The organism is Janthinobacterium tructae, from assembly GCF_006517255.1.
Lineage (GTDB): Bacteria > Pseudomonadota > Gammaproteobacteria > Burkholderiales > Burkholderiaceae_D > Janthinobacterium > Janthinobacterium tructae.
Map to the genome: position 1 here is coordinate 3027349 of NZ_CP041185.1, position 24733 is coordinate 3052081.

Consider the following 24733-nt stretch of genomic DNA (forward strand, 5'->3'; position numbering starts at 1 on the left):
AAATACGCTAGAATTTACAAGATTACTAATCCACAGTTTTCAATCGAGGCATATGGATAAATTGCGCAGCATGGAGATTTTTGTCGCCGTCGTCGATGCGGGCAGTTTCACGGCGGCCGCCGAGGCGTTTCAGATTTCGCCCGTGATGGTGGGCAAGCACATCAAGCAGCTGGAAGAGCGGCTGGGTGCGCGCTTGCTGGCGCGCACGACGCGCCGGCAAAGTCTGACGGAAATCGGCCTGCAGTATGTGGAGCAGTGCCGCCAGATCCTGGCGCAGATCGCGGCGGCCGAAACGGGTGCGGAAGCCATGCGCTCCACGCCGCGCGGCAAGCTGAAAATCACGGCCCCCGTGTCCTTCGGCAGCGAGTGCATCGCGCCGCTGATGGCCGACTACCTCGATGCATATCCGGAAGTGAGCCTGGAATTGAGTCTGAACGACAGGACGGTGGACCTGGTGGAAGAAGGGTTCGATGCGGCCATCCGCATCGGCAAGCTGGAAGATTCCGCCATGGTGGCGCGCGTGCTGCGGCCGTATGCGATGGTGATCTGCGCCGCGCCCGCCTATCTGGCAAGACATGGCACGCCGCGCACGCCGGCCGACCTGGCGCGCCACGAATGCCTGGACTTCATGCAGTGGACGCGCCACGTGCGCTGGCGCCTGGCCAGGAGCGGCGACGACGACGGCAGCCCCGTGCGCGAAAGCCGCTTCCGCTCGAACAATGGCCAGGCGCTGCGCGTGGCGGCCCTGCACGGCTTCGGCATCGTCATGCAGGCGGAAATCCTGATGGCCGGCGATATCGCCGCTGGCAGGCTGGTGCCGCTGCTGGCAGGCTACGTGCCGGCACCGCGCCCAATGCACCTCGTGTATGCGCGCGACCGCCAGCCCACGCCCAAGCTGACGACCTTCATCGATTTTCTGCTGGAACGCTACGGGCCAGCGGCGACACCGCCGCCGGCCACGCTCACGTAACTTGGGGAGCTTAGTTGGCTTTTGCCAGCTTCGCCAGCTCGCCGTCCGGCTGCCAGCCGGCGCCGAGTGAGCGGGCCACGGCGACCGTCGCCAGCAGGCGCTGGGTCTTGATCTGCACGGCGGCGCGGTCCGCTGTCAGCGAACTGCGCTGCGCATCGGTGACGTCCAGATAGGTCGAGATGCCGCGCTCATAGCGCGTGCGCGCCACCAGGTAGGCGCGCGCGGCGGCTGCCTGCGACAGGGCCTGGGCGTCGCCCTGCAACTGGCGCTGCTCCACGTCGGACAGCGCATCTTCCACTTCGCGCAAGGCCGTCAGCAGCTTCGTTTCGTGATTCGCCACGGCTTCCGCATAGCGCGCCTTGGACAAGTCCAGATTCGCCTGGTTGCGGCCACCGTCAAAGATTGGCAGGGACAGGGCCAGCGGACCAAAGCTGAACTGGCGCGAACCGCCCTGCGCCAGGTCGCGCAGTTTTTCGGACGCGTAGCCGAAATTGCCCGTCAATTGCAGCGACGGATAAAACGCGCCTTCGGCCACGCCCACTTGCGCATTCGCCGCGCGCAGGCCCGCCACGCTGGAAACGAGGTCAGGACGGTGCGCCAGCAGGCTGGCCGGCAGGCCGACGGGAATGGCGGGCGGCAGCGGCAGGCTCGATGGCTCGGCGGCCACCGGCAATTGCAGCGCCGACGGCGGCTTGCCCGTCAGGGTGGCCAGGCTGTTTTCCAGCTGGTTGCGCTGGCGCTTGACTTCATGCAGGTCGGCCTGGGCGTTCGACAGTTCGACTTTCGCGCGCGCCAGGTCCAGCTCATTCGTCAGACCCGCATTGAAGCGCGCCTCGACCAGGTCGGCCGATTCGCGGCGCGTGCCCAGGGCGCCATTCAGAATGGCCATTTCCGCATCGAGTCCGCGCAGCTGCCAGTAATTGCTGGCCACTTGCGTCGACAGCATCAGCAGCACGCCGTCGCGGTCGGCCTGCGCCGCCAGCGCCTGCGAGTCAGCCGCTTCGACCATGCGTTTTACACGCCCCAGCAGGTCGACTTCATACGACAGCGAACCGCCCACGGAAAAGTTATTCCCGCTGATGGAGCGGTTGCCCAGGGCCAGGCCCTGCGAGGTGTTGGCCGAGGTGCGCGAGTTCGAAATACCCGTGCTGACGTTGACGCTCGGGCCCTGATTGGCGCGCGCCGTGCCGCTTTGCGCCAGCGCCTGCAGCAATCGCTCGCCGGCCGCCTTCACGCCGGGATTGTCCTGCAGCGCGCTGTGCTCGAGGCGGTCCAGGGTGGCGTCGCCGTAGATGCGCCACCACTCTTTGGGCAGCTGCGCGGCATCCGCTGCGGCCGCGCCGTGGCGGAAAACGCCGTTGTCGATGCCGGCCACATTCGCCGGGGCCGTGAAATCCTGGCCCACGGTGCCGCAGGCGGACAGCGCCACGACAAGGGAAGCGGCCAGCGCGATTTTCGTCAATACTGTTTGCATTATGTGTACCTTCTTGTTCTTTACGGGCTTGCGTTGGCGGTCAGTGACCGCCGCCACCGCCACCGGGAGCTTTGAGTTTGTCGGCCAGCCACAGGGGCACGATGCAGGCCAGCAGGATGGCGCCGATCAGGAAGAAGCCATCGTTGTAGGCCATCACATACGCTTCGCGGCGCACGATGCCGTCGATCGCCTGCAAGGCCTGGTTGCCGGCCGTGACGGCGTCATAGCCCTTGGCCATGAACGACGACGTCAGCTGGTCGATGCGCAGCTGCGTGGCGCTCGAATACGCATTGATCGCTTCGCCCAGGCGCTGCGAATGAAAGTGCTCGCGGGTGCTCAGGGCCGTGGCCAGCAGGGCGATGCCGATGGAGCCGCCCAGGTTGCGCGTCATGTTGAACAGGCTCGATGCGGACGGCATGTCCTTCGGCGCAATGCCCTTCATGGCGAAATTCGACAGGGTCAGCATGACGAAGGGCTGGCCCAGCGCGCGCACCACCTGCGACCACAGCAGCTGGTCGTAGCCGGTGGACGCGTCCATATAGGCATTCATCATGCACGAGCCGCCGAACAGCAAGAGGCCGAACGAACACAGGATGCGGTTGTCGACCACGGACGACAGCTTGGCGACGAAGGGCATGATGAACAGCTGCGGCAAGCCCACCCACATGATGACTTCACCGATCTGCATCGGCGAATAGCCGGCGATCTGGCCCAGGAACAGGGGCAGCAGGAAGGCCGAGCCATACAGGCCCATGCCCGTCACGGCCGACAGCACGGTGGCGACCAGAAAATTGCGCTGGCCGTACAGGGCCAGGTTGACGAACGGCTCGGCGCGCGTGGCGCTGGTGACGACCCAGCCCAGGATGCCCGTCAGGGCCAGCGCGGCAAAGGCGATGATGAAACCCGAGTCGAACCAGTCCTTCGAATTGCCCTCTTCCAGGAAGATGGTCAGGCAGCCCAGGCCCAGGGCCATGAAGAAGATGCCCAGCCAGTCGGCCTTCCAGAACATCGCCAGCTTCATCGGCTCCTTGTCCAGGCCATAGATCATGCCCGCGATCAGCAGCACGCCAGGCACCCAGTTGATGTAGAAGATCGACGGCCAGCCATACAGCTCGGAGAGATACCCGCCCAGGGTCGGGCCCATGGCCGGCGCCAAGGTGGCGGTCAAGCCGAAGATGGCCATGCCGACGGCACGCTTCGACGGCGGCAGCTTGAGCATCACCAGCGTGAACGCCATGGGGATCAGGGCACCGCCCGTAAAACCCTGCAGCATGCGGAAGACGATCATGCTTTCCAGGTTCCAGGCCGCCCCGCACAGGGTGGAGAACAGCAGGAAGAAGGCGGTGGTGCCGATCATGTAGGTGCGCAAGCCGAACACGCGCGCCAGCAGCGCGGTGAGCGGGATGACGATAATTTCCGCCACCAGGTAGGCCGTGGAAATCCACGAACCCTCTTCCTGGGTGGCCGACAGCGAGCCAAGGATATCCTTGAGCGAGGAGTTGGTGATCTGGATGTCGAGCACCGCCATGAAGGCGCCCAGCATGCCGGCGGCGACCGCCAGCCAGGTGCGCCCGGAGACTTTCTCGTCGATCACGGGAAACGCTGGCGGCTTCGCCAGCGTGGTGGAAGGGCTGCTCATGGAAGCTTAGCGGGCGGTGGTTTGGGCGGCAGGAGCGGCAGGAGCGGCGGCGTGGCGCGCGTCCTTCTCCTGATCCGCATTGGGCTGGTTCACTTCCACTTCGGCGATCACCGACATGCCCGGCACCAGGCGGCCATTCATGGCCTTGATGTCTTGCGGCTGGAAGACGATTTTCACGGGCACGCGCTGGACGATCTTGGTGAAGTTGCCGGTGGCGTTATCGGCCGGCAGCAGCGCGAATTGCGCGCCCGAGGCTGGCGCGAAGCTGTCGACCGTGCCCACCAGTTTCTTGCCCGGCATGGCGTCGATGGTCACGTGCACGCTCTGGCCGCGATGCAGGTCGGCCAACTGGGTTTCCTTGAAGTTGGCGGTGACCCAGACGTTATCCTGCACGATGGCCGTCAGTTGCTGGCCAGGCTGCACGCGCATGCCCGTTTCCACGTTGCGCTTGCCGATGCGGCCGGCTACAGGAGCCAGGATGCGGTTGTATTGCAGCTGCTGTTCCGCGTCTTTCAATTGCACGCGCAGCACGGCCACTTGTGCCTTGGCCACGTCGCGCGCAGCTTGCGCCGCACCGATCTGCGACTTGGCGGCCGAGGCGCTGTCGCGGCGGGCGGCCAGGTCGGCCACGGCGCTCGAACGGGCCGCGTTGGCGCCGTCCAGTTCCGCTTTCGAGACGGCTTTCATCTGGCTCGTGTACAACTGGCCATAGCGCTCGGCATCCTGTTTCGCGCGCAGCAATTGCGCATCGGCTTGCGCCACTTGCGCCTGGGCGGCGCTCGCTTGCGCCTGCACTTGCGCGATCTGCGCGTCCGCTTGCAGCACTTGCTGCTCGGCGCTGGCGATCTGCGCGGCGATCTGCTCGGTTTTCACGCGCTGGTCGAATGGATCGAGTTCAGCGATCACGTCGCCCTCTTTCACCATTTGATTGTCGTCGATGAAGACCTTGGTAACGACGCCGGAAATGCGCGCCGAGACAGGGTGCACGTGGCCGGACACATAGGCGTTTTCCGTTTCCACGAAATAGTGGCTGCGGTACCACATGCGCGCGCCGGCGCCCAGCGCGACGAGGACAATCAGGCCGGCAATGATTTTGACGCGGTTGTTAGGCGGTGCGGAGCTGGCGGAAGCGGCGGGCGTGGAAGGTGCGGCAGGGGCCGCGGGTGGGACGGCGCTCAGCACCTTGTGCTCTGCTTGGCCTGGCTGGTTGGACATACTCGCTCCGAAAATGAAATGATATAGGTTCATTATTGGGCAAAGAAAAACCAAAGTCAAGAAATGAAACGATTGCATTTCATTTTAATTTGCACTACAGTGTGAGCCATCACTTACCTTCCAACTTATAAAGAGACCCAGACCATGTCCGATCCCGGCCTCAGCGATACCTTGCCCACCACTACAGAATCCGACGCCGCCCAGGAGCTTTCCTGCTGCGGCAAGCCGGCCGGCCGTCCGCGCGCGGCCGACATGGAGGCGCGCATGGAAAACCTGCTGCACACGGCCGGCTGCCTGTTTCTGGAAAAAGGGTATGGGAAGGTGAGCCTGGAAATGATCGCCCGCGAAGCCCATGTGGCCGTGCGCACGATTTATGTGAAGTTTGGCGGCAAGGCTGGCTTGTTCAATGCGGTGGTGGAATTGCGCCGTGCCGCCTATTTTTCGACCATGCCGGCGCTGGAAACGGATATGCGGCCCCTGCCCACCATCCTGGGCGAATTCGGCCTGCTGTTCGTGCAGCTCGTTACCATGCCGGCGGCGATCCGCCTGAATCGCATGGTGGTGGCCGAAGCGGCCACGCACCCGGAACTGGCGGAAACGTTTTACAAGGTGGGACCGGGACAGACGCGCGAGATGCTGACCAGGTTTTTCAGCCGCCCCGACATCGCGCCGCTGTTTCGCGCGGAGTTGACGCCATCCATCCTGACGCTGCACCTGCTCAATTGCCTGCTGGGAGATCAGATGTCGCGCCTGCTGTTTCCACCGCAAGCCCAACCGGACGTGGCGCAATTGCGCGCCAAAGTGGCGCTCAGCCTGGACCTGTTCTTGCGCGGCACCTTGCGCCAGCCGCTGGCGAACTGACGCGGGAAGGCTGGCCGCGAAGGTCAGCCAGGGCGGCCGCCCTCTTCCTGCATCGCCGCTACGGCATGCTCCTCGTTCAAGCCCAGCGCACGCAGGAAAGGCTGAGCTGCCGAGGCGGCATGCAAGCCAAGTGAAGACTCACTTCCATCATGCCGTTCCGGGCCATAACGCATCAGATCGAACGAGGTTTCAAAGCGCTGCGCGAGGAAATAGGTGCGGAAATAATCGAAGGAAAACGCCACCTGGCCATCGCTCCGCAGCAGCAAGCCCTGCGCATACAGCGGCGCCAGCCATTCCCCGGCTGCCATGCTCCACCCCTTCACACCACAATAGTCGCTGGCAAAACGCTGCAGCTCCGCTTCGCCGAGGAACTCGGTCTGGGCTTCGAACATCACGAACGCCAGCTCAATCAGGAATTCGCGTGCATCGGCAGCCACGCCGGCGCCCACGCGCTGCTGCCCGCCCGCATGGCCCAGCAAGCCATCGAGATAAGCGCGTTCGCCTGCCAGCTGCGGCAGCAAGGTGGCAAACACATGCTCGGCATCCATCTGCCCCGTTTCCTGGCCATTCGGCGTGTACAGCACCGACAGGGCGAAGTTCTTGCTCACATCGTCGAACTCGCGCAGCGACACTGTCCACTGCGTGCCTGGCGCGTCGCCATCTGCCCCGCCCGTGCCGAACTCGAGCACGGAAAACGCCGCCATCTGGCCATGCGCACCGTACAGGCTGCCGGGATTGCTCTTGAACAGAATGCCCAGCGACTTCATCAGTGAACTGGCATCGCCCGTATGCTGGTGGCCGTGGAACACGGCGTGGATATTCTTGTAGTGCGCGCGCTGCTCGGCACTGGCGTGTTCATCGGCGGAGAAAAAACTGAAACCCGCATTGCCCAGCGCCGCCGCGGCGACGCCCTGCGCGCGGCTGCCCGGCACCAGGTAGTAACGCGCACCGGGCAAGCTGGCCGCCTGCAGCAGGGGGCGCAGGAAGTTTTCGTAGACATACACGGGTGTCGTGCCGGCACAGGCGTCGGGCGCCACCAGCTGGCCCGTGAAGAAAATCGCATCGATCTGCTTGCCCGCCGCCAGGATAGCGGCCACATCCTGGCACAAGGCATGCAGCATCACGGCTTGCTCTTGCTCATCAGCCCGACGCAAACGGACATCGGCGATATGAAGGGCGGTAAACTTTTTCATTGTTGCAAAACTTTCTTAGATCCTATCCCAGTAGGGAACGTCTTCTGCTGGCAGTTCATCAGGAGCGCGGACAAGGCAGGGGATGTATTCATCTACTGGGACAGGCTCTCAGTACAGCGGAACTTGAGCGCCCCACACGCTGGCAACATTCCTGGAAAAATTACACGCTGCTATTGAAGCAAACATGGTGACAGACCCTCATTCTGCCACTTTTTCCATGCAGCAATACTCTCCAATTTTCACGCGGGGCGAATCCGCCGCGCTTAATCTGAGATTTACGCTGCCAGGATCAATGGATATAAAAAAAACCCGGGAAAACGCCCGGTTTTTTGTACTGAAAGTTAATTCTTTATCAGCGCTTGCGCGGTGGCGGCAAGTCCGTGCACACGCCCTCGTACACTTCGGCACGCTTTTGCCAACCTACCGATCGATTCACCCAGCGTCGGGTGCGGGTGGATGGTCTTGCCGATGTCGGTGCCGTCGCAGCCCATTTCGATGGCCAGCGCGATTTCGCCGCTTCATCGTTCACCTGTCGCCCGCATGCGTGCCGCCGATGAGGGATTTAATCGTCGTTGGACAATAAAAAACCCCGCAATCGCTTGCGGGGTTTTTAGTATTACGACACAGCGCTACAACATCAGCGCTTGCGCGGTGGCGGCAAGTCCGTGCACACGCCTTCGTACACTTCAGCAGCCATCCCGATCGATTCACCCAGCGTCGGGTGCGGGTGGATGGTCTTGCCGATGTCGGTGCCGTCGCAGCCCATTTCGATGGCCAGCGCGATTTCACCGATCATGTCGCCCGCATGCGTGCCGACGATGGTGCCGCCGATGATGCGGTGCGTTTCCGCATCGAACAGCAGCTTGGTGAAACCTTCGGCGCGGCCGTTGGCCACGGCGCGGCCCGAGGCGGCCCACGGGAAGTGGCCCTTCTCGACCTTGATGCCCTTGGCTTTCGCTTCGTCTTCCGTGATGCCGGCCCATGCCACTTCCGGGTCGGTGTAGGCGACCGACGGAATCACCTTGACGTCGAAGTGCGACTTCTGGCCGGCGGCAGCTTCCGCTGCCACGTGGGCTTCATGCACGGCCTTGTGCGCCAGCATCGGCTGGCCCACCAGATCGCCGATGGCGAAGATGTTCGGCACGTTGGTGCGCATCTGGCTGTCGACGTTGATGAAGCCACGGTCCGTCACCTGCACGCCGGCCTTGTCGGCAGCGAGCTTCTTGCCGTTCGGGCTGCGGCCCACGGCGACGAGCACCAGGTCGTAGATTTGCGGCGCCGGCGCCGTGGCGCCCGCTTCGGCCGCTTCAAACGTGACCTTGATGCCTTCCGGCAGAGCCTCGACGGCCACCGTCTTGGTCTTGGTCATGATGTTGTCGAAGCGCTTCTCGTTGAACTTCTGCCACACCTTGACCGCATCGCGGTCGGCGCCCTGCATCAGACCATCCATCATTTCGACCACGTCGATGCGCGCGCCAAACGTGGAGTACACAGTCGCCATTTCCAGGCCGATGATGCCGCCACCGATGACCAGCATGCGTTTCGGGATCTGACGCAATTCCAGCGCGCCCGTCGAATCGACGATGCGCGGGTCTTCCGGCACGAAGGGCAGCTTCACCACGGACGAACCGGCGGCGATGATGGCTTGCTTGAACTGCACGACTTTTTTGGAGCCGTCAGCTGCCGTCACTTCGATGTGATTGGCGCTGAGGAACTGGCCCACGCCCGTCACCACTTGCGTCTTGCGCGCCTTGGCCATGCCGGCCAGACCGCCCGTCATGTTCGAGATCACGCCTTCCTTGTACTTGCGTACCTGGTCGATATCGATCGACGGCTTGGCAAACGTCACGCCCGTGTTCGACATGTGCGCCGTCTCATCGATGACGGAGGCGACGTGCAGCAGCGCCTTCGACGGGATGCAGCCCACGTTCAGGCACACGCCGCCCAGGGTGGCGTAGCGCTCGACGATGACGGTGCTCAGGCCCAGATCGGCCGCGCGGAACGCCGCCGAATAACCGCCAGGACCGCCGCCCAGCACCATCATGTCGACGTCGATGTCGACCTGGCCGCTGTAACTGCCGGCCGGGATGGCGGCGACAGGGGCAGGGGCTGCAGCAGCTGCCGGAGCGGCTGCGGCAGGCGCGGGAGCGGCTACTGGGGCAGCTGCGGGAGCGGCCGCGCCTTCAGTCGCTTCCAGCACCAGCAGCGCGCTGCCTTCGGCGATCTTGTCGCCGACCTTGACTTTCAACTCCTTGACGACGCCCGCGTGGGTCGACGGAATCTCCATGCTGGCCTTGTCCGATTCGACCGTGATCAGCGACTGGTCCACCTTGATGGTGTCGCCCACCTTGACCATCAGTTCGATGACTTCGACTTCCTTGAAGTCGCCGATATTCGGTACTTTTACCTCTACTGTGCTCATCAATCGCTCCTTACAGCAGAATTTTGCGCATGTCGGCCAGGACTTCGCCGAGGTACACGGAGAATCGCGCGCCCATCGCGCCATCGACCACGCGGTGGTCGTAGGACAGCGAGGTGCCCATCATCAAACGTGGCTGGAAGGCCTTGCCATCCCATACCGGCTTGATCGAGGCTTTCGACAGACCCAGAATCGCCACTTCCGGCGCATTCACGATAGGCGTGAAGTGCGTGCCACCGATGCCGCCCAGGGACGAAATCGTGAAGCTGGCGCCCTGCATGTCGGCCGGTTTCAGCTTGCCTTCGCGGGCCTGCAAGGACAGTTCCGTCATTTCGCGGGCGATCTGCGAGACCGACTTCTGGTCCGCGCCCTTGATCACGGGTACCACCAGGCCATTCGGTGTGTCGGCCGCGAAGCCGATGTTGTAGTACTGCTTGAGGATCAGGTTTTCGCCCTTGGCATCGAGCGAGGCGTTAAACGCGGGGAATTTCTTCAGCGCGGCGACCGACGCCTTGATGACGAAGGCCAGCATCGTCAGCTTGGCCGCATCCTTGTTCTTCGCATTGGCCGCGTTGGTGTCGACGCGGAACGCTTCGAGGTCCGTCACATCCGCTTCGTCGAACTGCGTGACGTGCGGGATCATGACCCAGTTGCGGTGCAAATTCGGACCCGAGATTTTCTTGATGCGCGACAGCGGCAGCAGTTCGGTCGTGCCAAATTTGCTGAAGTCCAGCGACGGCCATGGCAGCAAGTCCAGGCCCACGCCGGAACCGGCCTTGGCGACCGGTGCACTGGCAGCACCTGGCGCGGCGACAGCGCCCGACATCACGCCCTTGACGAAGTTCTGCACGTCTTCCTGGGTGATGCGGCCCTTCGGACCGGAACCGCCCACGCTGGCCAGCTCCACGCCCAGTTCGCGCGCGAACTTGCGGATCGATGGCGACGCGTGCGCCAACTTGCCGTTCACGGCAGGCGCGGCGGCAGGCGCCGGGGCAGCGGCGACCGGCGCCGAAGCGACGGCGGCGGCTGGCGCGGCGGCAGCTTGCGCGGCCAGTGCAGGAGCGGCGGCTGGTGCAGCAGCGGCAGGAGCAGCAGCGGCGCCGGTCGTTTCCACCACCAGTACCAGACTACCCTTGGCGACCTTGTCGCCGACCTTGACCTTCAATTCCTTGACGATACCGGCGTGGCTCGATGGGATTTCCATGCTGGCCTTGTCCGATTCGACCGTCAGCAGCGACTGGTCCACCTTGATCGCGTCGCCGACCTTGACCATCAGTTCGATGACTTCGACTTCCTTGAAGTCGCCGATATCGGGCACGGTCACTTCGACCAGACCGCCGGCGGCTGGCGCAGGGGCGGCGGCAGGTGTGGCGGCAGCGGCGGCTTCAGCAACTGGCGCGGCTGCCGGTGCAGGCGCAGCGGCGGCAGGTGCCGGAGCGGACGCGTCATCCGCCACTTCCAGCAGCAGCACCAGCGAACCTTCGGCGATCTTGTCGCCCACGTTGACTTTCAATTCCTTGACGACACCGGCATGGCTCGATGGAATTTCCATGCTGGCCTTGTCCGATTCGACCGTGATCAGGGACTGGTCAACCTTGACCGTGTCGCCTGGCTTGACCATCAGTTCAATGATCTCGACTTCCTTGAAATCGCCGATATCCGGGACTTTGACTTCCACAATGCTCATAGCTTGCTCCGTTATTTTATTTGTCAGATGGACCCGCACACACGCCAGGGCGGCGCTTTCGCACCGCCCTGGCATCATCGGGTCCGCACAACGATTACTGGGTCACCGGATTCGGTTTGTTCGCGTCGATGCCGTACTTGGCGATCGCCTGCTCCACCACCGACACGTCGATCTTGCCTTCGTCAGCCAGCGATTTGAGCGCGGCCACGGTGACATAATAACGGTTCACTTCGAAGAACTCGCGCAGCTTGGCGCGGCTGTCCGAGCGGCCAAAGCCATCGGTGCCCAACACTTTGTAGGTGCGGCCCTTCGGCATGAAGGCGCGGATCTGTTCTGCAAACGCGCGCATGTAGTCGGTCGTGGCGACGATCGGGCCGTCCGTGTCCTGCATCAGCGACGTCACGTAAGGCACGCGCTGCTGTTTCGACGGGTTGACCATGTTCCAGCGTTCCGCATCCTGGCCATCGCGGGCCACCAGGGTCAGCGACGGCGCCGACCACACATCGGCAGCCACGCCCCAGTCGTTTTGCAACAGTTCTGCAGCGAAGATCGATTCGCGCAGGATGGTGCCGCAGCCGATCAGTTGTACGCGCAGCTTGGCGTCAGCCTGGCCTTCCTGCAGCTTGTACATGCCTTTCAGGATGCCTTCTTCCTGGCCTGGCTTGATGCCTGGCTGGGCGTAGTTCTCGTTCATGATCGTGATGTAGTAGAACACATCTTCCTGGTTGGCGATCATGCGGCGCAGGCCGTCCTGGATGATGACGGCGACTTCATGGCTGAAGGTCGGATCGTACGGCATGCAGGTCGGGATGGTCGCGGCGAAGATATGGCTGTGGCCATCTTCGTGCTGCAAGCCTTCGCCGTTCAGTGTCGTGCGGCCGGCCGTGCCGCCCATCAGGAAGCCGCGGGCGCGCATGTCGGCCGAAGCCCACACCTGGTCGCCGATGCGCTGGAAGCCGAACATCGAGTAGAAGGTGTAGAACGGGATCATGATGCGGTCGTTGGTCGAATACGACGTCGCCGCAGCGATCCACGAGCTCATGCCGCCCGCTTCGTTGATACCCTCTTGCAGGATCTGGCCAGCCTTGTCTTCGCGGTAGTACATGACCTGGTCTTTGTCGACTGGCTCGTACAACTGGCCTTTCGGGTTGTAGATGCCGATCTGGCGGAACAGGCCTTCCATGCCGAAGGTACGCGATTCATCGACCAGGATAGGCACCACGCGCTGGCCCAGGTTCGGGTCTTTCAGCAGGGTCGAGATGACGCGCACGAAGGCTTGCGTGGTCGAGATTTCACGGCCTTCAGGCGTGGCTTCGAGCACGTTCTTGAACGCGTCCAGGCCAGGCACTGGCAGGGTTTCTTCCGACTTCTGGCGGCGCTGCGGCAGGTAGCCGCCGAGGGCCTTGCGGCGCTCGTGCAGGTAGACCATTTCCGGCGCGTCGTCGGCTGGCTTGAAGAACGGAATGTCGGCCAGCTTGTCGTCAGGGATAGGCAGCGAGAAGCGGTCGCGCATTTCGCGGATGGCTTCATCGTCGAGTTTTTTCGTCTGGTGCGCCGTGTTGCGCGCTTCGCCGGACTTGCCCATGCCGTAGCCCTTGATGGTTTTCACCAGCAGGACGGTCGGCTGACCCTTGTGTTCCTGGGCGATCTTGAATGCCGCGTAGATCTTGTGCGGATCGTGGCCGCCACGGGTCAGGCGCCAGATGTCGTCGTCCGTCATGTTGGCAACCATTTCCAGCAGCTTCGGATGCTTGCCGAAGAAGTGCTTGCGCACGTAGGCGCCGTCTTTCGCTTTGTAGTTCTGGTATTCGCCGTCGACGGTTTCCATCATCACGCGCTGCAGGATGCCTTCCTTGTCTTGCGCCAGCAGGGCATCCCAGCCCGGACCCCAGATGACCTTGACGACGTTCCAGCCGGCGCCACGGAATTCGCCTTCGAGTTCCTGGATGATCTTGGTGTTGCCGCGCACAGGGCCGTCCAGGCGCTGCAGGTTGCAGTTGACCACGATGACCAGGTTGTCGAGCATGTCGCGTGCGGCCAGGCCGATCGCGCCCAAGGACTCTGGCTCGTCCATCTCGCCATCGCCGCAGAAGGCCCAGATCTTGCGGTTGTCGGTCTTGGCGATGCCGCGTGCGTGCAGGTATTTCAGGAAGCGCGCCTGGTAGATCGCCATGTGCGGGCCCAGGCCCATCGACACGGTCGGGAACTGCCAGAAGTCAGGCATCAGCTTTGGATGCGGATACGAGGACAGGCCCTTGCCGTCGACTTCCTTGCGGAAGTTCAGCATTTGCTCTTCGGAGAGCCGGCCTTCAAGGAAGGCGCGCGCGTAGACGCCGGGCGAGGAGTGACCCTGGATGTACAGCAGGTCGCCGCCGTGGTCGGCCGTTGGTGCGTGCCAGAAGTGGTTGAAACCGATGCCCAGCATGTTCGCCAGCGAAGCGAACGAGGACAAGTGGCCACCCAGGTCGCCGTCGGCGCGGTTGGCCTTGACCACCATGGCCATGGCGTTCCAGCGCATCCACGAGCGCAGGCGCTCTTCGTATTCCAGGTTGCCTGGGCAGTGTGCTTCTTGCTTGGTGGGGATGGTATTGACGTAGGCGGTGGTGCTGGAGAACGGGATCTGGGCGCCACGGCGGCGGGCCAGGTCAACCATGCGCTCCATCAGGTAATGCGCGCGTTCCGGACCTTCATTTTCCAGAACGGCTTCGAGCGCGTCCAGCCACTCCTTGGTTTCCTGCATATCCGGGTCGGTGCCGATCTGTGTCGTTACCTGGTTCAGTTGAGCTGACATCTGTTGAGTCTCCTTTGTGAACGCCCCACCCCGATTTTCCGGATCGCTGTCGGACGGTATTTCGCTGATTATTTACTATTAAGTCGGTTTAGTGTGGGGATTCTAACAGCGTATTTAGTATTTTTCAAATTACGATATAGCATTTCATATTGTGAAATACCCCTATGGAATTTATGCTGCACTGCCGCAAATTCTGCCCGGAAATTAGGATGATCAAAGTGCCAAAAACGGCGCCAAAAGAACCGCAGCCCCTTGCGCTCCCTAGGCCACCAGCACACCAGCAAAACGCATTAACGCCCCAGTCGTCCGCACAGGCATACCGGGCCAAGCGGGCCTGAAAAATGTCGAGGGCAAGGCGCGGCGACGCAGACAGTACGCCAGTACGGCAAGGAGCTGCAACGCCGCCATCGGCATTTTCTCAAGCCCGCGTCTCTGGCCCGCTTTTATACCGGGCCAGGCGGGCCTGAAAAATGTCGAGGGCAAGGCGCGGCGACACAGACAGTACGCCAGTACGGCAAGGAGCTGCAACGCCGCCATCGGCATTTTCTCAGGCCCGCGTCTCTGGCCCGCTGTTGTTACGCCAAAACCGCCCCTTTGCGTCGCCCGGCTTTATAATCTGTCTTTTCCCTCCCACACAGCCTCCCTACCATGCCAGCACAACTGATCGACGGAATCGCCCTCTCCCAAAAACTGCGCAGCGAGATCGCCACGCGCGCCGCCGCCCTCACGGCCAAGGGCACCCAGCCCGGCCTGGCCGTGATACTCGTCGGCGAAGACCCGGCCAGCCAGGTGTATGTCCGCAACAAGGTCAAGGCGTGCGGCGACGTAGGTTTCCACTCGGTGCTGGAAAAATATGAAGCGGACCTGTCCGAAGCGGACTTGCTGGCACGCATCGCCAGCCTGAACGCGGACCCCGCCATCCACGGCATCCTCGTGCAAATGCCCTTGCCCAAGCACATCAACCCGCACAAGGTCATCGAAGCGATCTCCACGACGAAAGACGTGGATGGCTATTCCGTGCTGAGCGCCGGCGAACTGATGACGGGCTTGCCCGGCTTCCGCCCGTGCACGCCGTATGGCTGCATGAAGTTGATCGAAAGCACGGGCGTCGACCTGCGCGGCAAGCACGCCGTCGTCATCGGCCGCAGCAACACCGTCGGCAAGCCGATGGCCCTGCTGCTCTTGCAAGCGAACGCTACCGTCACCATCTGCCATAGTGCGACCCCGGATCTGGGCCTGTACACGCGCCAGGCGGATGTGGTCGTGGCCGCCGTCGGCCGCCGCAACACCCTGACGGCCGACATGGTCAAGCCGGGCGCCATCGTCATTGACGTGGGCATGAACCGCGACGATGACGGCAAGCTGTGTGGCGATGTGGATTTTGCCGGCGTGAAAGAAGTCGCCTCCCACATCACGCCCGTGCCAGGTGGTGTTGGCCCGATGACGATCACCATGTTATTAATGAACACGGTCGAAGCCGCCGAGCGCATTTAAGAGGAGCACCTGAGAAAACGTCCATGGCTGCGTTGCAGTGCCTCGCCGTACTATTCGTACTGCCTTCGGCACCGCGCCTTGCCCTGAACGTTTTTCAGGCGCTTCATATATGAAGACAGAATGGACGAACCGACGATGAATACCAATCCCCTGCTTGATTTTTCCGGACTGCCACGCTTCGACGCGATCACGCACGAGCATGTCACGCCTGCCATCGATACCCTCCTGGAACAGGCACGCGCCACGGTGGCGCAGCTGGAAGCGCCCATGGAAGAAGTAAGCTGGGAAAACTTCGTCGTCCCCCAGGACCAGATCGCCGAAACCCTGGGCCGCGCCTGGAGCATCGTCAATCACTTGAATAGCGTGATCGATACGCCGGAATTGCGCGCCGCCTACAATGCGAACCTGCCCAAGGTCACGGAGTTCTTGACCGAGCTGGGCCAGAACGAAATCCTCTTCGGCAAATACAAGCAATTGCAGGCCCGCGCCGATTTCGCCGACCTGTCGCCGGCGCGCCGGCGCATCGTCGAGAATGCCGTACGCGACTTCCGCCTGGGCGGCGCCGAGTTGCCAGAAGACAAGAAAGAGCGCTTTGGCGCCATCCAGGAAGAACATGCGGCCGTCGGTACGCGTTTTTCCGAAAACGTGCTCGACGCCACGAATGACTACAAGTTGCTGGTCGAGAACGAAAGCGACCTGGCCGGCTTGCCCGACGACGTGAAAGCAGCCGCCCGCGCCGCCGCCGAAAAAGCGGGCAAGCAAGGGTACGAATTCTCGCTGCACTTCCCGTCGTATTACCCGATCCTGCAATTTGCCGACAATCGCGCGCTGCGCGAAACCATCTACCGCGCCAACGCTACCAAGGCATCGGACCAGGGCGAGGTCTTCAGCAAGAAAGAGGACTGGGACAACACGCAAAACATCGTCACCTTGTTGCGCCTGCGCAACGAAGAGGCACAGCTGCTCGGCTACGCCAATTTCGCCGAAGTGTCGCTGGTCTCCAAAATGGCCACCTCGCCCGCGCAAGTCATCACTTTCCTGGAAGACCTGGCCCAACGCGCGCGCCCGTTCGCCGAGAAGGACCTGGCTGAGCTGAAGCAGTTCGCCCAGGAAGAACTGGGCATCGCCGAACTGCAGGCGTGGGACGTGCCTTACGCCTCCGAAAAGCTGCAGGAACGCCGCTACGCGTTCTCGGCCCAGGAAGTCAAACAGTATTTCCCTGAACACAAGGTGATCGACGGCCTGTTCCGCCAGATCCAGAACCTGTTCACGGTCGAGATCAAACTCGATACGGCGCCCGTCTGGCACCCTGACGTACGTTTTTACCGCATCGAGCGCGACGGCCAGCTGGTCGGCCAGTTCTACCTGGACCTGTATGCGCGCGCGGGCAAGAGCGGCGGCGCCTGGATGGACGATGCCCGCGGCCGCCGTGCCGATGCCAGCCAGGTGCAAACCCCGATCGCCTATCTGACCTGCAATTTCACGGAACCGGCCGTGGTCGACGGCCAGGTGCAGCCGGCATTGTTTACGCACGATGAAGTGATCACCCTGTTCCACGAATTCGGCCACGGCCTGCACCATATGCTCACCGTCGTCGACGAGCTGGGCGTGTCGGGCATTGCCGGCGTCGAATGGGATGCCGTGGAACTGCCATCGCAATTCATGGAAAACTTCTGCTGGGAATGGGAAGTGCTCGAACACATGACCGCGCATGCCGTCACGGGCGAGCCGCTGCCGCGCGCACTGTACGACAAGATGCTGGCGGCCAAGAATTTCCAGTCCGGCTTGCAAACCCTGCGCCAGGTGGAATTTTCCTTGCTCGACATGCATTTGCACTATGACTACGATGCCAGCACGGGCCAGAGCGTGCAGCAGCTGATCGACGGCGTGCGCGCCAAGTTCGCGCTGATCATCCCGCCCCCGTTCAACCGCTTCCAAAATTCCTTTGGGCATATCTTTTCCGGCGGCTACGCGGCCGGCTACTACAGCTACAAATGGGCCGAGGTGCTGTCCGCCGACGCCTATGCGGCGTTTGAAGAAGCCCGCGCGCTGGGACCGGCCGCCACCACGGCAGCGGGCAAGCGTTACCTGCAAGAAATCCTGTCCGTCGGCGGCTCGCGCCCGGCGCTGGAATCGTTCACGGCCTTCCGTGGCCGCGAACCGTCGATCGACGCCCTGCTGCGCCACAGCGGCATGGCAGCCTGAGTTCGCCATGAGCCGCGTCGATTTTCACAGCAACGTGCCCGACAAGCTGGCCTACGCCTGCCGTCTGGCGCGCAAGGCGTATATGGCTGGCAACAAGGTCGTCGTGCTGGCGGCCGACAGTGCCCAGCTCGACGCCTTGAACAGCGCCATGTGGACCATTTCCGCCACGGATTTCCTGCCGCACGTGCTGGCTGGCGACCCGCTGGCCACGCAAACGCCCATCATATTGACCGATGACGAAGCGGCCGAGCTGCCGCACCACGACATCCTCGTCAACCTGTCGCAGTTGCCGCCCGCCAATTACGCGCAGTTCCAGCGCGTCTTTGAAATCGTCTCCATGGATGCGCAAGATGCGCAGGCGGGCCGCCAGCGCTTCCTGCACTACCGCCAGCAAGACGTGCAGCTGACGCACTTCGTGGCGGGGAAAGCATGAGCCAGCTGCCATTCGACCAGGGCATTCCCCTGCTGACGGAGGTGCTGCTGGGGCCGGAGATGGCTGAGGTGGCGCCCGCCATCCCAGCCGAGCCTGTTGTCGAGGCAACGCCGGCGTTGCCGCCAGCGGTGGCACAACCCGACTGGGACGCCATCGAACAGCGGCTGACGCAGCGCATCCTGCACCAGGTGCAGGGCAAGATCGACCATCTGCTGGAAGAGCGCATCGCCCACGTCCTGCAGACGGCCCTGCAAAACGCCCTGATCGGCATGCGCGGCGCCCTGCGCGCAGACTTGCAGCAGTCGCTGGAACAGATCGTGGCGCATGCGGTGAGCCATGAGCTGGGACATTTGCATCCGCCTGCACAGTCCTGAGCATCGCCAGCAATGTCGGGTTACGCGCTACGCGCTAACCCGACCTACCCGACCTACCCGACGTTCCCGACGTTCCCGACCTACCCTATTCTTTCCTCCAACGCCATTCTTTGGTGCGCTCGCGCCTGCGAAACCGGTGCATCGCGCCTCACTTTGGTGATTGTTGCGACAAAATGCAAAAAGCCCCAAATGCGGCTTTGCGCCGCCTGTTTTTTGTTGTACCGTTCTTCACACGTACCGCCATTCGAAGCGGTTTCACGAGACGCCGCCGTATCTTTATCCATTGGAGAATGTTTATGCTGCTCAAGACCAAAGTCCTTCCTCTCGCCCTCGCCCTCGCTTTTGCCGGCCATGCGGGCGCGCAGGAAATCATCAAGATAGGCCACGTCGCCCCGGTCTCTGGCGCCAGCTCCCACCTGGGCAAGGATAACGAGAACGCGGCCAAGATGGCCATCGAAGACTTGAACGCCAAAGGCTTCAAGATCGACGGCAAAGTCGTCAAATTCGTGCTGGTGCCCGAAGATGACGCAGCCGATCCCAAGCAGGGCACGGCCGTGGCGCAAAAGCTGGTCGACGCCAAGGTCAACGGCGTCGTCGGCCACCTGAACTCGGGCACGACGATTCCCGCCTCGCGCATTTACTTCAATGCCGGCATTCCGCAGATTTCGCCGGCCGCCACCAACCCGACGTACACGCAGCAGAAATTCAACACGGCCTTCCGCGTGGTGGCCAATGACAACAAGCTGGGGGGAACGTTGGGCGCGTATGCCGTGGGCAAGCTGCAGGCGAAGAAAATCGCCGTCATCGATGACCGCACGGCCTACGGCCAGGGCGTGGCAGAACAGTTCGTCAAGGGCGCCAAGAAGGCGGCGCCAGGCGTGCAAATCGTCGGCAAGGAATTTACGAATGCCAACGCGACCGACTTCAATGCCATCCTGACCAGCATCAAATCCAAGAATCCCGACCTGATCTTCTTCGGTGGCATGGATTCCGTGGGCGGCCCCATGCTGCGCCAGATGAAGGCGCTGGGCATCAAGGCCAAGTTCATGGGTGGCGATGGCTTGTGCACGGAACCGCTGGGCAAGCTGGCCGGCGACGCCGTGGGCGAAGACATGGTCACCTGCGCGGAAGCGGGCGGCGTGACGGGCGCGCAGCAAAAAGGCATGGACGATTTCCGCGCCCGCTACAAGCAGAAATACAATATGGAAGTGCAGCTGTACGCGCCCTACGTCTACGATGCCGTGATGACCATGGCCACCGCCATGGCCGACGCCAAATCGTCGAAACCGTCCGTCTACCTGCCATTCCTGGCCAAGGTGCACTACCAGGGCGTGACGGGCCCGATCTCGTTCGATGCCAACGGCGACATCAAGGATGGCGCGCTGACTTTGTTCACCTATCGCGATGGCAAGAAAACCAAGATGGAAGTCATCAAGTAAGCGCTTGGCTGGCAACGTAATCGCGTAAACCTTCGGCCAGCGCGTCGAAGGTGGCGCGGCAGCGCAGGCTGCCGCGCAAGTCTGCATGCATGGTGACCCAGGTTTCCATCGGTAGCGCAAACGCTTGCGGCAACACGCGCCGCAGGGCCGGATCGCGCGCCGCCAGCCCCGCCTGGCACACGCCGATGCCGGCGCCCGCCCGTATCAATGCCAGTTGCGCCAGGTCGCTGTCGCTGCGCCAGGCAAAGTTATCCCGCGAGAAACCCTCAAAGGCGGCGCCCGCGTTGCGCACGAAGGGACTCGCTTCGTCGTAGCCGATGATGGCGTGTTGCGCCAGATCCGGCAATCCGGCCGGCGTGCCATGGCGCGCCAGGTAATCCGCGTGCGCATGCAAACCCAGTTCGATATCGCCCACTTTGCGCGCCACCAGCTGTTCCTGGCGCGGACGCAGCATGCGCACGGCGATGTCCGCCTCGCGGCGCAGCAAATCCTGCACCTTGTTGCTCAATACCAGTTCAATGACCAGTTCCGGATGGCGTTCGCGCAGGCGGGCCAATATAGTCGGCAGCACTTCCACGCCCACCACTTCGCTGGCGGCGATGCGCACGGTGCCGGCCACGTCCTGCCCCTGGCTGCTGGCGGCGCGCGCCATCAGGGCCGCCGTGTGCTCCATGGTTTCCGCATGGGGCCGCAGCGCCAGCGCCACTTCCGTGGGCAGCAAGCCCTGCTGCGAACGCGTAAACAGGGTCGCACCCAGCTCCTTTTCCAGAGCGGCGATGTGCCGACCGACGGTGGGCTGGGTGATGCCCAGCGCGCGGGCCGCGCCGGACAGCGAACCGTGCTTCAGCACGGCCAGCAGCGAACGATAGTATTCCCAGGCAATGGTGGTAGTCATACATAAATGTATAGCCTCTGATCGATGTTCGTCAATTCTCAATTAGCCCTGCGCGGCAGATACTGGCGCCATCAACCACACGGAGGACAATATGGACAAAACAGTATTGGTACTGGGCGCCACGGGCGGCATCGGCGGCGAGATGCTGCGCCAGCTCCTGTCGGCGGGCTGGCGGGTACGCGCCTTGACGCGGGGAGCAGCACAACCGCCACGGGGAGACAACATCGAATGGCTGCGCGGCGATGCGCTGTCGCGCGCGGACGTGCTGGCGGCCGCCAAAGGCTGCGCCGTCATCGTGCACGCCGTCAACCCGCCCGGCTACCGCCACTGGGGCCGGCTGGTGCCGCCCATGCTCGACAACACCATCGCGGCGGCGATTGCCGAAGGCGCCACCATCGTGCTGCCCGGCACCGTGTACAACTTTGGCCCCGATGCCTTCCCCTTGCTGGCAGAAGACGCGCCGCAGCACCCGCAGACGCGCAAAGGCGCCATCCGCGTGCAACTGGAAGCGCGGCTGGAACGGGCCAGCACGCAGGGCGCCAAGGTCATCATCGTGCGCGCGGGCGACTTCTTCGGCCCCCGCGCCGGCAATAACTGGTTTTCGCAGGGCCTCGTCAAGCCTGGCCAGAGCGTGCGCAGCGTGCTGTATCCGGGTGCGCCCGGTGTGGGCCATCAATGGTCCTACCTGCCCGATGTGGCGCGCACGATGCTGCAATTGCTGGCCATGCGCGCCACCCTGCCCGCGTTTGCGCGCTTTCACATGGCCGGCCACTGGGACCACGACGGCCGGCAAATGACGGGCGCAATTGTCCGCGTGGTGAAACAGGCCATGGGAACCACGCCCGCCATCCGGCGCTTTCCATGGTGGCTGGTGGCATTGGCGTCGCCGTTTGTGGCGACTCTGCGCGAAATGCGCGAGATGCGCTATCTGTGGCAAACGCCCTTGCGCATGGAGAATGCGCGCTTGCTGGCCGTGCTGGGCCAGGAACCGCATACGCCGCTCGACGAGGCGGTGCGGGCAAGCCTGGAAGGCATGGGCAATTTAGATGCAGCAGGCAAAAAAAATGCGCCGGGATTGCCGGCGCGCTAATTGCAGGTACTGCGGCACAGATTATTTCTGTGCCAGTACCCATTTAACCAGGGTATGGGCTTCCGCATCGCTCACTTGCGGATTGGCTGGCATCGGGATCGCGCCCCAGGTGCCGGAACCGCCCTTCATGACTTTCGCCACGAGCTTGGCTTCCGCGTCTTTTTGACCGGCATATTTGGCCGCCACGTCTTTATACGCAGGACCTACCAGTTTCGTGCTCACCGCATGGCAAGCCATGCAGTTTTTTGCTTTCGCCAGGTCCGGATTGGCCAACGCTGCTTGCGATGCCAGAGCCGATACGGTCAATACACTCACCAACATAAAACGTTTCATTGTCTTTTCTCCAAAGTTACTTCCTGCGGCATTTTACTGTGTTTCCGCAGATGCACCACGAGCCCAGATCAAGCGTTTCAATGTAGTAACGCAATGTAGTAGCGATTAGGCACTCATATTCTGCCCCATCTGCGCACGCATGACCATGTTGTTTGTAAGGCGATGTAACGACAGGCGGCCCCGCACGGTCAAATGGGGCCGGCCGTCGCACTTATACAACAAATCAGCGTTTCTGCTTTTTCAGCTGCGACAGGTCACGCACGGCGCCGCGGTCGGCCGACGTCGTCAGCGCCGCATACGCCTGCAGCGCCTGCGAGACGTAGCGCTCGCGGTTGACGGGCAGCCAGGCATCGTCGCCCTTCGCTTCCATGGCGGCGCGGCGCGCGGCCAACTCGGCATCCGTCACGCGCAGGTTGATGCTGCGCTCGGGGATGTCGATGTCGATGAAGTCGCCCTCTTCCACCAGGCCGATGGCGCCGCCTTCGGCCGCTTCAGGCGAAGCATGGCCGATCACCAGGCCCGAGGAGCCGCCCGAGAAGCGCCCGTCCGTGAACAGCGCGCACGCCTTGCCCAGACCCTTCGATTTGATGTACGAGGTCGGATACAGCATTTCCTGCATGCCGGGACCGCCTTTCGGGCCTTCGTAGCGGATGATGACGACGTCGCCCTCATGCACGGTATCGGCCAGAATCGCTTCAACAGCGGTATCCTGGCTTTCGAACACGCGCGCCTTGCCCGAGAATTTCAAAATGCTTTCATCGACGCCCGCCGTCTTGACGATGCAGCCCTTTTCGGCCAGGTTGCCGTACAGGACCGCCAGGCCGCCATCCTGCGAATACGCATGCGCCTTGTCGCGGATGCAGCCGGTGGCGCGGTCCGTGTCGACGGCGGCAAAACGCTCCGACTGCGAGAACGCCGTCTGCGTCGGCACGCCGCCCGGGGCGGCGCGGAACAACTCATGCACGGCCGGATTGTCCGTGCACATGATGTCGTTTTGCGCGATGGCGTCGGCCAGGGTAGGCGCGTGGATGGTCGGCAAAGTGGTGTTGAGCAGGCCGGCGCGCGCCAGTTCGCCCAGGATGCCCACGATACCGCCCGCGCGGTGCACGTCTTCGATATGGTATTTGTCCGTCATCGGCGCCACCTTGCACAGGCACGGTACCTTGCGCGAGATGCGGTCGATGTCGGCCATCGTGAATTCCACCTCCGCCTCGTGGGCGGCGGCCAGCAAGTGCAGCACGGTATTCGTCGAACCGCCCATGGAGACGTCGAGCGCCATGGCGTTCTCGAACGCCGCCTTGGTGGCGATCGAGCGTGGCAGCACCGAGTAATCGTCCTGCTCGTAATGGCGCTTGGCCAGTTCGACGATCAGGCGTCCCGCGCGCAGGAACAGTTGCTGGCGGTCGGAGTGCGTGGCCAGAATCGTGCCGTTGCCAGGCAGGGCCAGGCCCAGCGCTTCGGTCAGACAGTTCATCGAGTTGGCCGTAAACATGCCGGAGCAGGAACCGCAGGTCGGACAGGCCGAACGTTCGATTTCCGCCACGTCGGCGTCGGAGACACTGCTGTCGCCCGCCTTGATCATGGCGTCGACCAGATCGAGCTTGATGATCTTCTGCGTGCCGTTGACCACCTTGACGACCTTGCCCGCTTCCATCGGCCCGCCGGAAATAAACACGACGGGGATGTTGATGCGCATGGCGGCCATCAGCATGCCCGGCGTGATCTTGTCGCAGTTCGAGATGCACACCATGGCGTCGGCGCAGTGGGCGTTGACCATGTATTCGACGGAGTCGGCGATCAGGTCGCGCGAGGGCAGCGAATACAGCATGCCGCCGTGGCCCATGGCGATGCCGTCATCGACGGCGATGGTATTGAATTCCTTGGCCACGCCGCCGGCCGCCTCGATTTCGCGCGCCACCATCTGCCCCAGGTCTTTCAGGTGCACGTGACCGGGCACGAACTGGGTAAACGAGTTGACGACGGCGATGATCGGCTTGTCGAAGTCGCCATCCTTCATGCCGGTGGCGCGCCACAGGGCGCGGGCGCCAGCCATGTTGCGGCCGTGGGTGGTGGTGCGGGAGCGGTATTGCGGCATGATGGGGTCCTTCCAAGGATGATTGATGCCTGACTGCGCGGATTTTCAACAAAACCCTGCATACAGTGGGGGTACGTCAGATTGCCTTGTGCGCGCCCCACTGTCAAATATATGATGCACATGTCT

18 protein-coding genes are annotated in these 24733 nt (G+C 62.8%); 8 read left to right on the forward strand and 10 right to left on the reverse strand.

Features of this window, described 5'->3' with window-relative positions:
- Positions 1–52 precede the first annotated feature (52 nt).
- Positions 53–970 carry a LysR family transcriptional regulator gene (locus FJQ89_RS13210; RefSeq protein ID WP_141170497.1) on the forward strand — a complete coding sequence of 306 codons (918 nt, stop codon included), beginning with the start codon at positions 53–55 and terminating at the stop codon, positions 968–970.
- Positions 971–980: 10 nt separating this feature from the next.
- Here the strand turns inward: FJQ89_RS13210 and FJQ89_RS13215 are convergent, their stop codons facing one another.
- The 3 genes from FJQ89_RS13215 to FJQ89_RS13225 are packed head-to-tail and all read right to left on the reverse strand — an operon-like array spanning position 981 to position 5298.
- A complete protein-coding gene (locus FJQ89_RS13215; protein WP_243136541.1) occupies positions 981–2444 on the reverse strand; it encodes an efflux transporter outer membrane subunit in 1464 nt (487 codons plus the stop codon).
- A gap of 40 nt (positions 2445–2484) precedes the next feature.
- Complete coding sequence (locus FJQ89_RS13220) at positions 2485–4083, reverse strand: DHA2 family efflux MFS transporter permease subunit (protein ID WP_141170498.1); 1599 nt, start codon at positions 4081–4083, stop codon at positions 2485–2487.
- Between the two features lie 6 nt (positions 4084–4089).
- Complete coding sequence (locus tag FJQ89_RS13225; protein ID WP_141170499.1) at positions 4090–5298, reverse strand: HlyD family secretion protein; 1209 nt, start codon at positions 5296–5298, stop codon at positions 4090–4092.
- A gap of 144 nt (positions 5299–5442) precedes the next feature.
- On the opposite strand from FJQ89_RS13225, the gene FJQ89_RS13230 reads away from it, so the two are divergent.
- Positions 5443–6159 (forward strand): TetR/AcrR family transcriptional regulator, encoded by a 717-nt coding sequence (locus FJQ89_RS13230; RefSeq protein WP_099762403.1) that lies wholly within the window; start codon positions 5443–5445, stop codon positions 6157–6159.
- A gap of 23 nt (positions 6160–6182) precedes the next feature.
- Here FJQ89_RS13230 and FJQ89_RS13235 read toward each other — a convergent pair whose 3' ends face one another.
- From FJQ89_RS13235 to aceE, 4 genes are all read right to left on the reverse strand, one after another.
- A complete protein-coding gene (locus tag FJQ89_RS13235; protein ID WP_141170500.1) occupies positions 6183–7352 on the reverse strand; it encodes a hypothetical protein in 1170 nt (389 codons plus the stop codon).
- Between the two features lie 637 nt (positions 7353–7989).
- Positions 7990–9774 (reverse strand): dihydrolipoyl dehydrogenase, encoded by a 1785-nt coding sequence (lpdA, locus tag FJQ89_RS13240; protein WP_141170501.1) that lies wholly within the window; start codon positions 9772–9774, stop codon positions 7990–7992.
- Positions 9775–9784: 10 nt separating this feature from the next.
- Entirely contained in the window at positions 9785–11458 is a 1674-nt protein-coding gene (aceF, locus tag FJQ89_RS13245) for a dihydrolipoyllysine-residue acetyltransferase (RefSeq protein WP_141170502.1), read from the reverse strand.
- 94 nt (positions 11459–11552) lie between these two features.
- Entirely contained in the window at positions 11553–14249 is a 2697-nt protein-coding gene (gene aceE, locus FJQ89_RS13250; RefSeq protein WP_141170503.1) for a pyruvate dehydrogenase (acetyl-transferring), homodimeric type, read from the reverse strand.
- Between the two features lie 648 nt (positions 14250–14897).
- Here aceE and folD point away from each other — a divergent pair.
- From folD to FJQ89_RS13275, 5 genes are all read left to right on the forward strand, one after another.
- Positions 14898–15743: a bifunctional methylenetetrahydrofolate dehydrogenase/methenyltetrahydrofolate cyclohydrolase FolD gene (gene folD / locus FJQ89_RS13255; protein WP_141170504.1), complete on the forward strand. Its 846-nt coding sequence runs from the start codon at positions 14898–14900 to the stop codon at positions 15741–15743.
- A 120-nt stretch (positions 15744–15863) separates the two neighbouring features.
- Positions 15864–17948, forward strand: a complete 2085-nt coding sequence (locus tag FJQ89_RS13260; RefSeq protein WP_423245206.1) for a M3 family metallopeptidase — start codon at positions 15864–15866, stop codon at positions 17946–17948.
- Between the two features lie 7 nt (positions 17949–17955).
- On the forward strand, positions 17956–18381 hold the full coding sequence (locus FJQ89_RS13265; RefSeq protein WP_141170505.1) for a DNA polymerase III subunit chi: 426 nt from the start codon (positions 17956–17958) through the stop codon (positions 18379–18381).
- A complete protein-coding gene (locus FJQ89_RS13270) occupies positions 18378–18755 on the forward strand; it encodes a hypothetical protein (protein WP_141170506.1) in 378 nt (125 codons plus the stop codon). The genes FJQ89_RS13265 and FJQ89_RS13270 overlap by 4 nt, the downstream gene beginning before the upstream one ends.
- Before the next feature lie 296 nt (positions 18756–19051).
- Complete coding sequence (locus tag FJQ89_RS13275) at positions 19052–20194, forward strand: branched-chain amino acid ABC transporter substrate-binding protein (protein WP_071075745.1); 1143 nt, start codon at positions 19052–19054, stop codon at positions 20192–20194.
- Here FJQ89_RS13275 and FJQ89_RS13280 read toward each other — a convergent pair.
- Positions 20187–21089, reverse strand: a complete 903-nt coding sequence (locus FJQ89_RS13280) for a LysR family transcriptional regulator (protein ID WP_141170507.1) — start codon at positions 21087–21089, stop codon at positions 20187–20189. The two genes, FJQ89_RS13275 and FJQ89_RS13280, sit on opposite strands and share 8 nt — an antisense overlap.
- 91 nt (positions 21090–21180) lie before the next feature.
- Here FJQ89_RS13280 and FJQ89_RS13285 point away from each other — a divergent pair, with 91 nt between their 5' ends.
- Positions 21181–22179: an NAD-dependent epimerase/dehydratase family protein gene (locus FJQ89_RS13285; protein ID WP_141170508.1), complete on the forward strand. Its 999-nt coding sequence runs from the start codon at positions 21181–21183 to the stop codon at positions 22177–22179.
- A 21-nt stretch (positions 22180–22200) separates the two neighbouring features.
- Here the strand turns inward: FJQ89_RS13285 and FJQ89_RS13290 are convergent, their stop codons facing one another.
- Both FJQ89_RS13290 and ilvD read right to left on the reverse strand, forming a co-directional pair.
- The gene (locus FJQ89_RS13290) at positions 22201–22512 is read right to left on the reverse strand and encodes a c-type cytochrome (RefSeq protein WP_071075742.1); all 312 of its coding nucleotides are present in this window, start codon (positions 22510–22512) and stop codon (positions 22201–22203) included.
- 223 nt (positions 22513–22735) lie between these two features.
- Complete coding sequence (gene ilvD / locus FJQ89_RS13295; RefSeq protein ID WP_141170509.1) at positions 22736–24607, reverse strand: dihydroxy-acid dehydratase; 1872 nt, start codon at positions 24605–24607, stop codon at positions 22736–22738.
- Positions 24608–24733: the final 126 nt, after the last annotated feature.

Excerpts from the sequence above, each read along its gene's own strand:
- FJQ89_RS13220 (WP_141170498.1), bottom strand. The coding sequence starts at position 4,083 with ATGAGCAGCCCTTCCACCACGCTGGCGAAGCCGCCAGCGTTTCCCGTG.
- FJQ89_RS13280 (WP_141170507.1), bottom strand. The coding sequence starts at position 21,089 with ATGACTACCACCATTGCCTGGGAATACTATCGTTCGCTGCTGGCCGTG.
- FJQ89_RS13230 (WP_099762403.1), top strand. The coding sequence starts at position 5,443 with ATGTCCGATCCCGGCCTCAGCGATACCTTGCCCACCACTACAGAATCC.
- FJQ89_RS13260 (WP_423245206.1), top strand. The coding sequence starts at position 15,864 with ATGGACGAACCGACGATGAATACCAATCCCCTGCTTGATTTTTCCGGA.
- ilvD (WP_141170509.1), bottom strand. The coding sequence starts at position 24,607 with ATGCCGCAATACCGCTCCCGCACCACCACCCACGGCCGCAACATGGCT.
- FJQ89_RS13225 (WP_141170499.1), bottom strand. The coding sequence starts at position 5,298 with ATGTCCAACCAGCCAGGCCAAGCAGAGCACAAGGTGCTGAGCGCCGTC.
- FJQ89_RS13235 (WP_141170500.1), bottom strand. The coding sequence starts at position 7,352 with ATGAAAAAGTTTACCGCCCTTCATATCGCCGATGTCCGTTTGCGTCGG.
- FJQ89_RS13265 (WP_141170505.1), top strand. The coding sequence starts at position 17,956 with ATGAGCCGCGTCGATTTTCACAGCAACGTGCCCGACAAGCTGGCCTAC.
- FJQ89_RS13275 (WP_071075745.1), top strand. The coding sequence starts at position 19,052 with ATGCTGCTCAAGACCAAAGTCCTTCCTCTCGCCCTCGCCCTCGCTTTT.
- FJQ89_RS13215 (WP_243136541.1), bottom strand. The coding sequence starts at position 2,444 with ATGCAAACAGTATTGACGAAAATCGCGCTGGCCGCTTCCCTTGTCGTG.
- aceE (WP_141170503.1), bottom strand. The coding sequence starts at position 14,249 with ATGTCAGCTCAACTGAACCAGGTAACGACACAGATCGGCACCGACCCG.
- FJQ89_RS13285 (WP_141170508.1), top strand. The coding sequence starts at position 21,181 with ATGGACAAAACAGTATTGGTACTGGGCGCCACGGGCGGCATCGGCGGC.
- FJQ89_RS13290 (WP_071075742.1), bottom strand. The coding sequence starts at position 22,512 with ATGAAACGTTTTATGTTGGTGAGTGTATTGACCGTATCGGCTCTGGCA.
- aceF (WP_141170502.1), bottom strand. The coding sequence starts at position 11,458 with ATGAGCATTGTGGAAGTCAAAGTCCCGGATATCGGCGATTTCAAGGAA.
- lpdA (WP_141170501.1), bottom strand. The coding sequence starts at position 9,774 with ATGAGCACAGTAGAGGTAAAAGTACCGAATATCGGCGACTTCAAGGAA.
- FJQ89_RS13210 (WP_141170497.1), top strand. The coding sequence starts at position 53 with ATGGATAAATTGCGCAGCATGGAGATTTTTGTCGCCGTCGTCGATGCG.
- FJQ89_RS13270 (WP_141170506.1), top strand. The coding sequence starts at position 18,378 with ATGAGCCAGCTGCCATTCGACCAGGGCATTCCCCTGCTGACGGAGGTG.
- folD (WP_141170504.1), top strand. The coding sequence starts at position 14,898 with ATGCCAGCACAACTGATCGACGGAATCGCCCTCTCCCAAAAACTGCGC.